This window comes from Phenylobacterium sp. (assembly GCF_030693805.1).
In the GTDB taxonomy this organism is placed as follows: domain Bacteria; phylum Pseudomonadota; class Alphaproteobacteria; order Caulobacterales; family Caulobacteraceae; genus Phenylobacterium.
The window spans coordinates 1-10,538 of the sequence record NZ_JAUXZW010000054.1 but is presented as its reverse complement, the minus strand read 5'-3'; the positions used below and the strand labels follow the sequence as shown (position 1 = coordinate 10,538).

Here is a 10,538-nt window from a genome sequence, read left to right as displayed (position 1 = left end):
CAGCGCAGCCGCGACTATTCCGAGATCGCCACCTCGTTCCGCCCGGGCCACGCCGACTACGCCTACTTCGCCAAGTACGGCGTGCGCGACTACCGCGGCGGCGGCCGGGCTTCGGCGCGTGAGACCGCGGCGCGGGTGGCGGCCGGCGGGATCGCGCGCAAGCTGTTGGCCGGGGTGACCATCCGCGGCGCGGTGGTGCAGATCGGCCCCCACGCGGTGGACCCCGACCGCTTCGACTGGGACGAGACCAGCCGCAATCCATTCTGGTGTCCCGACGCGGGGATGGTCGACACCTGGGAATCCCACCTCGAGCAGGTGCGCAAGTCCGGCTCGTCCACCGGCGCCATCGTAGCGGTGGAGGCCACGGGTGTTCCGGCTGGCTGGGGCGCGCCGATCTACGGCAAGCTCGACGCCGATTTGGCGGCCGCCTTCATGTCCATCAACGCGGCCAAGGGCGTGGAGATCGGCGCCGGCTTCGCCGCCGCAGCCCTGTCTGGCGAGGAAAACGCCGACGAGATGCGCATGGGCGACGACGGGCCGATGTTCCTGTCCAACAAGGCCGGCGGCGTTTTAGGCGGCGTTTCGACCGGCCAGGCGGTCACTGCTCGGGTGGCGTTCAAGCCGACGTCTTCGATCCTGTCCCTGCGCCGCAGCATCAACGAGGCCGGCGAAGAGATCGAGCTGCGCACCAAGGGCCGGCATGACCCCTGCGTGGGTCTGCGCGCGGTTCCGGTGGTCGAGGCGATGACCGCCTGCGTGCTGGCCGACGCCTTCCTGCAGCACCGCGCTCAACTTGCCCGAGAATCGTTCACGCCAGGTTAGTTGAAGCTGTGTGGTCGCCTGCGGACTAGGCCACATGCAGTGTTGCGCGCCATTTTTATGGGCGCCAATAATCAGGTTATGGATTTCGATTGACCTGTTTCACGAGCGACACGTAAGTGAGCGCCGCTCTTTCCTGACGCGACCCGTTCAACTTTAGATTTAAGAGATCGTGCGCTACGAGCTCCTCAACATTCTACTGGTCGACGACAACCACCATATGCGGGTGCTGTTGGGCGAGATTCTGCGCGCCATCGGCGTGCGGCACATCCATGAAGCCAACGACGGCGCCGAAGCGTTGCAGATGCTGCGCGGCATGCCGATCGACATCGTCATCACGGATCTGGCGATGCAACCGCTGGATGGCATCGACTTCATGCGCCTGCTGCGCAACTCGCCGGAGAGCCCCAATCCGATGGTGCCGGTGATCATGATCACCGGGCATGCGACGCAACGGCGGATCTATGAGGCGCGCGACGCCGGCGTGAACGAATTCCTCGCCAAGCCGCTGACCGCGCGCGGCGTGATCGAGCGGATCAGCCAGGTGGTCGACCACGCCCGGCCGTTCGTGCGCACCGATGACTACTTCGGCCCGGACCGCCGCCGACGCCCCCTGCCCAATTACCACGGCCCCTGGCGCCGGTCGTCCGACGCCGCGCGGGCGTCGACGGAGAGCGAGGAAGCCGAATCGTGAGCCTGGCGCGCACCATCGCGATCTGCGCGACGGCGATGCTGCTTTCGGGTTGCGTGGCGACCGCGGTGGGCGCTGTGGCTGGCGCGGCGATCGGCGTCACCGGCGCCGCTGTCGGGGCCACGGCCAAGGGCGTCGGTATGGTCGCCGGCGCAGTGATCCCGGGCGATCGCGACCGCGAACGCGACTGAGGCGACCGCCTCTAGTCCACCGTCATCACGCAACGCTCGCCGACCGTGGGACGCGACACCGCGATGCGCGCCAGGCCTGGGAACGCCGGCTTCAGCCGCTCGGCGAAGTAGCGGCACAGATGCTCCAGCGTCGGGCTCTCCAGGCCGGGCTTCTCGTTCAGAACGCCGTGGTCGAGTTCACCCGCCACCGCGCGCAACGCCGCATCCAGCGCGCCCAGATCCTCGACCCAGCCCACCGGCCCCTGCGGTTCGCCGCGGATCGTCGCCTCGACGCTGAACGAGTGCCCGTGCAGTCGGGTATAGGGCCCGCCTTGCGGCCCTTGCGGAAGGTAGTGCGCGGCGTCGAAGGCGGCGGACTTGGTGATCTCGAAAATCGTTCAGCTCATCGGCAGGCTCAGACAGCGCGCTCAGGCGATGCCGAGGTATTTGTGGGTCTGCACGCTTAAACGCCAGCGCGGATGGGCAAGGCAATAGTCGATCGCCGCGCGTGTCGCGCCCTCGCGGTCGGGTCCGTCCATCGGCTGCAACAGGAAGCGCTCGAAGTCCCAGCCCTCAAAGGCGGCCGGATCGACGCCCGCCTGCGGATAGACCAGCTTCAGCTCCTGGCCTTGCCGTTGGACGACCGGCGTCGCGCCCTTCGGGCTGACGCAGATCCAGTCGACGCCCGCGGGCGCCGGCAAGGTGCCGTTAGTCTCCAGCGCGATCTCGAAGCCGCGCGCATGCAGAGCGTCGATCAGCTCGGGGTCCAGTTGGAGCAACGGCTCGCCGCCGGTACAGACGACCAGCCGATCGCGCGGGCCCGCGGTCCACGCCCGTTCGACCGCGTCGGCGAGGGCGTCGGGCGTGGCGAACCGACCGCCGCCGGGCCCATCCATCCCGACGAAATCGGTGTCACAGAAGGTGCAGGCCGCCCCCGCACGGTCCTGCTCGCGCCCGGACCACAGGTTGCAGCCGGCGAAGCGGCAGAACACCGCCGGACGACCCGCCTGCCCGCCTTCGCCCTGCAGGGTCAGGAAGATTTCCTTGACCGCGTAGCTCATAGGGCCAGCGCCGGCCGCCCTTGCGCGGTCCAGTCCTCCCAGCCCTTCGCCCGCAGTTCGCATGCCGGGCAGGTCCCGCAACCGTGGCCCCAGGCGTGCAGTTCGCCGCGCTCGCCGCGGTAGCAGGTGTGGCTCTCGGTCAGGATCAGCTCGACCAGCGCCTCGCCCCCCAGCGCCTTGGCCAGGGCCCAAGTTTCGCCCTTGGTCAGCAGCATGAGCGGCGTCTCGATGCGGAAGTCCTGCGCCATGCCGATGTTGAGCGCCGCCTCCATGGCGTCGATCGCCACGCGCCGGCAGTCCGGATAGCCGGAGAAATCCGTCTCGCACATGCCGCCGACCAGCGCGCCGGCGCGGCGCCGATCGGCCAGCGCCGCGGCATAGGTCAGGAACACCAGGTTGCGGCCCGGCACATAGGTCGACGGCAGGCCCTTTTCGGTGATCTCGAACGCGCGCTCGCTGGTCATGGCGGTGCCGCCGATGTCGCCGAAGCCGCGCATCTCCAGGACATGGTCCTCGCCCAGCCGGCCGGCCCAGTGGGGGAAGCGCTCCAGGAACGCCGCACGAACGGTCTGGCGCGCCTGCATCTCCACGGCGTGGCGCTGGCCGTAGTCGAACCCCACGGTCTCGACGCGGGCGTAGCGATCCAGCGCCCACGCGAGGCAGACGCTGGAGTCCTGCCCGCCCGAGAACAGGACGAGCGCGGTGTCGGCGGCGGCGATCATCGGACCCATATGCGCGTCCGCCCACGCTTGGGGAAGTCCAGTGAACGCTTGGCGCGACACGGGCGATGATCTAATCCCGCGCCAACCCGCCGGAGCCGCAGATGCCTGACGTCCGATTGTTTTCCAGCCTGAAGCTTCGCGACGTCACCTTGAAGAACCGGATCGTCGTCTCGCCCATGTGGCAGTACGCAGGCGAGAACGGCTTTCCCACCGACTGGCATCTGATGAACCTTGGCCGGCTGGCCGACGGCGGCGCGGGCCTAGTGTTCCAAGAGGGCACGACGGTCGAGCGGCGCGGCTGCGGCACGCTGGGCGACATCGGCATCTGGGACGACGCCTTCATTCCGGCCATGTCCCGGCTCGCCTCGGTGATGCGCGACAACGGCGCGGTCCCCGGCATCCAGCTCATGCACGCCGGCCGCAAGGCGCGCCAGCAGCGCCCCTGGGAGGGCCGCAACCTGCTGGAACGGAGTGCGGAGATCGCGGACTGGGACGCCTGGGAGCCTATCGCACCCAGCGCCCTGCCGATGGCCGAGGGCCTGGCGCCGCCGCGCGAGATGACCCTCGCCGACATCGCCGCGATCACCGAGGCTTTCGTTTCGGCGACCCGGCGCGCGGTCGCGGCCGGTTACGAGGCGCTGGAGCTGCACGCCGCCCACGGCTACCTGCTGCACACCTTCCTGTGCGAGGCTTCGAACCAGCGCGGCGACGCCTACGGCGGCGATTTTGCGCGGCGCGCCCGCTTCGTGCTGGAGATCGTCGAGGCCGTGCGCGCCGCCTGGCCCCAGGACAAGCCGCTGTTCGTACGCCTGTCCTGCGTCGATCGCAGCGGATGGACGATGAGCGACACGATCCAGCTGACGCGACTGCTGGTGCCGCTGGGCGTCGACGTGATCGACTGCACCAGCGGCGGCCTTAAAGGCTCGCCGCTATCGACGGGCCGCCCGCCCGAGTACGGCTATCAGGCGGCCTACGCCGCCGAACTGCGGCGCGAGACCCGCGTGCTCACCGCCGCCGTCGGCCTGATCGTCCACGCAGAACACGCCGAGCGATTGCTCGCCGAGGGCGCGGCCGATCTGATCGCGATAGGCCGGGAGATGATCTACAACCCCAACTGGCCGATCGACGCGGCGCAGAAGCTGGGCGTCGACGCCGGCTTCGGCCTGTTCGCCGAGCGGGCCGCTTTCTGGCTCAGCTAGCGCGCCGAGGCGATGCCGGCCTTGGTCCCTTCCACCTTTCCGAGCGACAAGGCCTGAGTGACCACCTGAAGGTGCGACAACTGCGCCCAGCCCGCGCACGTTGAGTTTAACCTCTCCGCAAGCGCTTCGAGCGATGGTGACGCATGGTCGCCTCGACTTGAGTGGTTACATGTCACTGTCGGAATTCTTCATCGAGCGTGTCGCGTCGGAGATCCGTCAGCAGATGGACGGCATCCTGGCGCTTGCCAATCGCGCATCGCGCCAGCCTTTGCCAGCGGATGCGCAAACCAGCGTCGCCGGTCTGGTCGAGCATGCCGAGAGCGTCCGGCGCATGCTGGACGACGCCCTGGACCTTCGGACCATCGACTCTGACGGCGTGACGTTCGACCTTCAGGCCACGCGCCTGCGCGAACTCATGGACGAGATGTCCGAGCGCTGGAGCCGCCGGGCTGCGGACCTGGGCGTCACCCTGCTGGTCGCCTACGACGGCGAACCGGAGGCCTGTGCGCTGATCGACAGCAAGCGCCTGATCCAGGTGTTCGATGGCTTCATCAGCCAGGCGGCGGCCAGCGGCGGACGCGGGGCCATCGAGGCTTCGCTGCATGCCGTACGCGACGGCGAGCGCCTTCGTCTTGAAGGTCGCATCCGTGGCGGCGGCGAGGCCGTCGTCGACACTCGCTCCGAGTTGATCGACATCGAAGCCCGCTATGGCGTCGAGGCCGCCCTGGCCACCGCGCTGAGCTGGCGGATCGTCGAAGCCGCGAACGGCGCCGTGCGACGCGAGGCCAATGCTGGCGCCGGCGAGACCATGGTGTTCGAGTTCACCGCCGAATGCGCCACCGACGAGGTGGAGGCCCAGGACAACCACGCCAGCGCACGCGCCGCTCACGTGCTGGTGGTGGATGACAACGCGACCAACCGCATGGTCGCCCAGACCCTGTGCGAGATGTTCGACTGCACGTCTGAAACCGCCGAGGATGGCGTCGAGGCGGTCGAAGCGGCCAAGACCGGGCGCTTCGACCTGATCTTGATGGACATCAAGATGCCGCGCATGGACGGCGTCGCCGCCACGCGCGCGATCCGCGCGCTGGCGGGCGATCCAGGCCGTGTGCCGATCATCGCGCTGACCGCCAACGCTGACCCTGACGACGCCGCCGGCTATATCGCCGCCGGCATGAGCAGCGTCGTCGAAAAGCCGATGAAGCCCGAATACCTTCTCCAGGCCTTGCGCCAGGCGCTGGCTGATGCGGATTCTGCAGCCGCAGCTTGAGCGAATTCGCCTGCTGCGTGAGCCCCATTGTCGCCCCGTTCTTAACCTATAGTTAATTTTGATGGCGTCGTCGAAAAATGACGCCTCGGGGGGCTTGCGTAGAAGGCGCGGGCGTTGGGGGCGACCGCGACATGTCGGGGCCGACATCTGAGCAGGCTACGGCCGTGTTGCTGGCTGGCGACGCCTATTGGCCCGGGCCGCAGGTGACATTCAGCATCGCCGCGGCGAACGCCCAATGGACCGGCTACGCGCCGGACGCCGAGCCGTTCGACTCGCACTACGCAACGCTCGGCGCGACGGCCGCCGCACAGTTCAGATCCGCGATCGGCCAGTGGGACCAGGTCATCGGCCTGCGCCTGACCGAAACCAACGACGCTAGCGCCGCCGGCCAGATCCGCATCGCATTCACCGACGTCGATCGCATCGCCAGGGAAGATGTCACCGGCTACGCCTACGCGCCTCCGGCCCCGGGTGCATCGGGACCGCGCATGGCTGGCGACGTCTGGCTCGACTACAATCTCGCCGGATCCAGCTTCGTGAGCGGCGGCGTCGACTACCTGACCATGCTGCACGAGATCGGTCATGCGCTGGGCCTGCGGCATTCATTCGGCGGATCGACGACATTGCCGGCCGGCTACGACGATGTGCGCCATACGGTGATGTCCTACACGCCCTATACCGACGCCTTCCTGATGAGCGTCGAGCCGGCGGGGTCGAACCTGAGGGTGGTCGGCCAATTCGTCGCGCCGACGACGCCGATGGTGTTCGACATCGCCGCGCTGCAGAAGCGCTACGGCGCGGACGCAGCGACCGGCGCCGGCGACACCACCTACACCTGGTCGCAGTCCCAGCCGATGATGCAGACGGTCTACGACGCCGGCGGGACGGACCTGATCGACCTGTCGACCCATACACGCCCCTCGATCATCGACCTGACGCCCGGCGCCTACTCCTCGATCGCCTATTATTCGGCCCAGGCCCAGGCGGCTTACTGGAGCGCGCAATATCCGGGGGGCGCTTCCGGCATCGCCGAGCAATTCGCTAAGGCGACTACCTACACCTGGTCGAACAACCTCGGCATCGCCTTTGGCACGGTGATGGAGAACGTCCAGGGAGGCTCGGGTGGCGACACCATCGGCGGCAATTTCGCCAACAACAACCTGAACGGCGGGGCGGGCGACGACAGCCTCGACGGCGCCGACGGCGACAACTACCTGCGCGGCGGCGACGGCCAGGATCGGCTGCAGGGCGGGGCGGGCTTCGACGACATCAACGGCAATATGGGCGACGACACCGCCAGCGGCGGCGGCGGGGGCGACTGGGTGGTCGGCGGCAAGGATCGCGACCTGCTGTTCGGCGACGACGACGACGACGTCATCTACGGCAACATGGGCGCAGACTCGTTGAGCGGTGGGAACGGCGACGACATCATGCGCGGCGGCCAGGACGACGACACCCTATCGGGCGGCGCAGGCGACGACTGGCTGTCCGGCGACCGCGGCGGCGACACCCTGAGCGGCGGCGCAGGCGCTGACGTCTACCGAGCCGGAACGGGTAGCGCGATCGATCGGATCCTGGATTTCAGCCGCGCAGAGGGCGACCGCGTGCAGATCGACGGCGGCGTCGCCTACGCCGTGGCCCAGCAGGGCGGCGACACGGTGATCGACCTGGGCCAAGGCGACTCCGTGGTGCTGGTCGGAATCTCCGCCGCGACGCTTGATGCGGGATGGATCTTCACGGCCTGACGTTGTCTTTTGCGGTCCCGTACATCACGGGTTCATGCGTTGTCGTCCATGGTCGGCGGCTTATCTACGCGGCATGGGACGAACTGTGAAAAACCGGTCGGAGACACGGGCGTAATGCTCTCCACCCTCGTTGTGGCGGAGCTTGCGCTCGTCTATTTTCTCGGCGCCCTCACTGGGCGTCCGCTGTGGCGTATCGCGCGCCGCGTGTGGCGACGCCTGCGCGGCGGTCGCCGCGGCGATTGGGACGGCTACTTCAAAAATTGAGCATGGTCCTTCTGGTCGCCTCATTCGCGCGCGAAGGGATTTGCATGGCGCATTCATTGCATCACCGGCTTAGCTGGTCAGCGCGGCCATTGGTCAGGGAGAATCCCGCGTGAAAATCGTCGCCTTCGTCAGTCCCAAGGGCGGCGCCGGGAAGACCACGTCAGCCTTGCTGTTGGCGCTCGGCCTGCACGATCTAGGCTTGCGTGTCGCGATGATCGACGCCGATCCGAACAAGCCGCTGGTGCATTGGGCGTCGCTGCCGAAGCGGCCCGAGCGGATCACCGTCCACGCCGCCCCTACCGAGGCCGATATCCCCGACGCCTTGCGTGAGGCCAAGGCGAAGTCGCCCGACTGGATGATTGTCGACACCGAGGGATCGCTGCGCGCCGGCATCGCCTTCGCCGCCACTGCACCCGACATGGTGATCACCCCGCTCGCCGCCTCGGCGATCGAGGCGCATCAGGCGCTGAAGGCCGCCGAGCTGGTGGATGCGGCCTCTCGCAGGCTGCGCCGCAAGGTTCTGCACGCCTGCCTGCTGACCCGCCTGCCGGCCGCCGTGCGTCCGCGCTCCCTGCGCCAGGTCGTGGCCCAGCTTCGCGAAGGCGGAGTGGCCATCCTGCCGACCGCCCTGATCGAGAAAGAGGTGTTCCGCCTGCTGTTCGCCTACGGCGGCGGGTTGACGGACCTGGAACAGACCGGCGCGCCAGGCGTGACCGCAGCCAGGCTCAACGCCCAGGCCTATGTGGCCGCGGTGATCGACATGGTCGAGGGCCGTCCCGCCGATCCCCCCGCCCCTGGAACCAGCTGGAACCCCGCTGAGCGCCGGCCCGAGGTCGCTGCTCCGCAACCGCACAGTCCGCTGCGAAGCTGATCTCCGGCGGCCGCCAAGTGCGGCTCCCCGGGCGCGGTCGCGGTCAATCCGAGGAGCTGAGGCCTCGGGCGCGCCTGGACCTCAGAGCTTGTTGAACAGCACCACGACGTACAGGCCGTAGAACAGCGCTGCGGCCGGCGCGAGGAACTGATGATACCAGGCGCGCCGGGTGACCGCGGCCAGGACCGTGGCGCAGATAAACGCGAGGTGGAAGACAAGGTTGGTCGGCGTCACACCGCCTTCGGTCACCCATTCCTTCAGAAGGCTGGCCGCGGCCGCCGCGGCCATCAGCGAGAAAAGCGGCCGGGCGTGCTCATAGTAGGTGGCGCGCATCTCCGCCTCGCCGCCGTCCGGCTGATCCGGCAAGGCAAGGGCCGCGACCATGTACAGAATGACCGTCTGCAACAGCACGGCGGCGTACATGCCGAACGTCCACTCGTCATGGTGGCGCAGGCCGAACATCGCCCACCAGGTCTGCGACAGGCTGAGCAATAGAGTGAACGCCCAGATCACCGCCGGCGCGTAGAGCCGCACGCGATTGCGGGTCAGCAACAGGCGGCGAAATCCCTGCAGGATTTCGGTCACCGCAAGACCGATGATGATCGAGAACAGCACCGCCAGGTAGTTGAAGGCGTCGCTTGCCGCAGGCGTCATCGCGGATCGTCCGACAGGGCCATGAGCACAGACTAGTCGCCGGTGGCGCGACTTTCCAACAAGCTTGACTGAAAAGCGCGCGCGTTGCGGCGGTTCGAATATCGGCGCTCAAATATCAAAGAGCCCCGCTCGCGCGTGCGCGGGCGGGGCTCCTGATCTTCTGGCGACATTGGGCTCGTCGACCAAGCCGAATAGATGCGCAGTCCTTGGAAGGAGTCCATACCCGTTTCCGTAAACGGCGGTTCGCTTCACGCGTGTTTGAATTCCGACGCACTTCTCTGTTTCCGGACGCTTGATCCGGTGTTATCGGTTTGGTGATGTCACTCCGTTTGAGGATGCGCCGCCTGATGGTCGGCCGCGCGGGTGGCAAGGGGAATAGAGATCTATGGCGACTTACGTTTATGAGACGATCACCGCGGCTCAAGCCCTTGCGATCCTGACCACGGACAACGTGGTTGTGCAGAGCGGCACCGCGAATGCGGTGACGGTCGTCTACAATGCGGCGACGCCGACCCAGGCTGACACGATCACGATCACGATCGGCGCCCGTTCGGTGACCTTCGGTTCGAACGTCGCGACCGTCGCCCAGGCGGGCAACGTGATCATGCCGGACGGCACGCTGCTGTACATCGGCTACACGGGCAATGACGGCTACACCGCTGGCGCGACTGGCGATGCGGCGTTTGGCGGGACCGGCACGGACACTCTGGACGGCGCCGGCGGCAATGACCTGCTGCAAGGCAACCAGGGCAACGACAGCCTGGTCGGCGGCACCGGCAACGACACCGTCTACGGCGGCGCGGACAACGACACCATCACCGGCGGTTCGGGCACCAACTTCCTGCAGGGGAACAAGGGTAACGACACCATCGTCGGCGGCACGTCGTCCGACACCATCCTCGGCGGTCAGGACAACGACTCGATCACCGGTGGCGGCGCGGCTGACTATCTCAGCGGCGACCTCGGCAACGACACCATCGCCGGCGGTACGGCGGCTGACCAGATCTTCGGCGGCGACGGATCCGACACCATCGTCGGCGGCGGCGGCGCGGACGTGCTGAACGGCGGCGCC

At 67.8% G+C, this 10,538-nt stretch carries 13 protein-coding genes; 9 read left to right on the top strand and 4 right to left on the bottom strand.

Features of this window, described 5'->3' with window-relative positions:
* From aroC to Q8M88_RS02240, 3 genes are all read left to right on the top strand, one after another.
* Positions 1–822, top strand: an 822-nt coding sequence (gene aroC / locus Q8M88_RS02250; protein WP_305594622.1) for a chorismate synthase, incomplete at its 5' end; no start/stop codon positions are given.
* A 169-nt stretch (positions 823–991) separates the two neighbouring features.
* Positions 992–1,513, top strand: a complete 522-nt coding sequence (locus tag Q8M88_RS02245; RefSeq protein WP_305594621.1) for a response regulator — start codon at positions 992–994, stop codon at positions 1,511–1,513.
* Positions 1,510–1,701, top strand: a complete 192-nt coding sequence (locus Q8M88_RS02240) for a hypothetical protein (protein WP_305594620.1) — start codon at positions 1,510–1,512, stop codon at positions 1,699–1,701. Before Q8M88_RS02245 ends, Q8M88_RS02240 begins: the two co-directional genes overlap by 4 nt.
* A gap of 11 nt (positions 1,702–1,712) precedes the next feature.
* Here the strand turns inward: Q8M88_RS02240 and Q8M88_RS02235 are convergent, their stop codons facing one another.
* The 3 genes from Q8M88_RS02235 to queC are packed head-to-tail and all read right to left on the bottom strand — an operon-like array spanning position 1,713 to position 3,463.
* Positions 1,713–2,075, bottom strand: coding sequence for a 6-carboxytetrahydropterin synthase (locus tag Q8M88_RS02235; protein ID WP_305594624.1), 363 nt, complete (start codon positions 2,073–2,075; stop codon positions 1,713–1,715).
* Between the two features lie 33 nt (positions 2,076–2,108).
* Positions 2,109–2,741: a 7-carboxy-7-deazaguanine synthase gene (queE, locus tag Q8M88_RS02230; protein ID WP_305594619.1), complete on the bottom strand. Its 633-nt coding sequence runs from the start codon at positions 2,739–2,741 to the stop codon at positions 2,109–2,111.
* Positions 2,738–3,463, bottom strand: a complete 726-nt coding sequence (queC, locus tag Q8M88_RS02225) for a 7-cyano-7-deazaguanine synthase QueC (protein ID WP_305594623.1) — start codon at positions 3,461–3,463, stop codon at positions 2,738–2,740. Before queC ends, queE begins: the two co-directional genes overlap by 4 nt.
* A gap of 101 nt (positions 3,464–3,564) precedes the next feature.
* Here queC and Q8M88_RS02220 point away from each other — a divergent pair, with 101 nt between their 5' ends.
* From Q8M88_RS02220 to Q8M88_RS02200, 5 genes are all read left to right on the top strand, one after another.
* Positions 3,565–4,662 (top strand): NADH:flavin oxidoreductase/NADH oxidase, encoded by a 1,098-nt coding sequence (locus Q8M88_RS02220; RefSeq protein WP_305594618.1) that lies wholly within the window; start codon positions 3,565–3,567, stop codon positions 4,660–4,662.
* 169 nt (positions 4,663–4,831) lie between these two features.
* The gene (locus tag Q8M88_RS02215) at positions 4,832–5,932 is read left to right on the top strand and encodes a response regulator (protein ID WP_305594617.1); all 1,101 of its coding nucleotides are present in this window, start codon (positions 4,832–4,834) and stop codon (positions 5,930–5,932) included.
* A 131-nt stretch (positions 5,933–6,063) separates the two neighbouring features.
* Positions 6,064–7,677 (top strand): matrixin family metalloprotease, encoded by a 1,614-nt coding sequence (locus Q8M88_RS02210; protein WP_305594616.1) that lies wholly within the window; start codon positions 6,064–6,066, stop codon positions 7,675–7,677.
* Positions 7,678–7,791: 114 nt separating this feature from the next.
* Positions 7,792–7,941 carry a hypothetical protein gene (locus Q8M88_RS02205; RefSeq protein ID WP_305594615.1) on the top strand — a complete coding sequence of 50 codons (150 nt, stop codon included), beginning with the start codon at positions 7,792–7,794 and terminating at the stop codon, positions 7,939–7,941.
* A gap of 109 nt (positions 7,942–8,050) precedes the next feature.
* Positions 8,051–8,812 (top strand): ParA family protein, encoded by a 762-nt coding sequence (locus Q8M88_RS02200; protein ID WP_305594614.1) that lies wholly within the window; start codon positions 8,051–8,053, stop codon positions 8,810–8,812.
* Positions 8,813–8,893: 81 nt separating this feature from the next.
* Here the strand turns inward: Q8M88_RS02200 and Q8M88_RS02195 are convergent, their stop codons facing one another.
* Positions 8,894–9,466, bottom strand: coding sequence for a hypothetical protein (locus Q8M88_RS02195; RefSeq protein WP_305594613.1), 573 nt, complete (start codon positions 9,464–9,466; stop codon positions 8,894–8,896).
* Positions 9,467–9,851: 385 nt separating this feature from the next.
* On the opposite strand from Q8M88_RS02195, the gene Q8M88_RS02190 reads away from it, so the two are divergent.
* A partial coding sequence (locus Q8M88_RS02190) for a calcium-binding protein (RefSeq protein WP_305594612.1) occupies positions 9,852–10,538 on the top strand: 687 nt, incomplete at its 3' end.

Excerpts from the sequence above, each read along its gene's own strand:
- queE (WP_305594619.1), bottom strand. The coding sequence starts at position 2,741 with ATGAGCTACGCGGTCAAGGAAATCTTCCTGACCCTGCAGGGCGAAGGC.
- queC (WP_305594623.1), bottom strand. The coding sequence starts at position 3,463 with ATGATCGCCGCCGCCGACACCGCGCTCGTCCTGTTCTCGGGCGGGCAG.
- Q8M88_RS02220 (WP_305594618.1), top strand. The coding sequence starts at position 3,565 with ATGCCTGACGTCCGATTGTTTTCCAGCCTGAAGCTTCGCGACGTCACC.
- Q8M88_RS02215 (WP_305594617.1), top strand. The coding sequence starts at position 4,832 with ATGTCACTGTCGGAATTCTTCATCGAGCGTGTCGCGTCGGAGATCCGT.
- Q8M88_RS02210 (WP_305594616.1), top strand. The coding sequence starts at position 6,064 with ATGTCGGGGCCGACATCTGAGCAGGCTACGGCCGTGTTGCTGGCTGGC.
- Q8M88_RS02205 (WP_305594615.1), top strand. The coding sequence starts at position 7,792 with ATGCTCTCCACCCTCGTTGTGGCGGAGCTTGCGCTCGTCTATTTTCTC.
- Q8M88_RS02195 (WP_305594613.1), bottom strand. The coding sequence starts at position 9,466 with ATGACGCCTGCGGCAAGCGACGCCTTCAACTACCTGGCGGTGCTGTTC.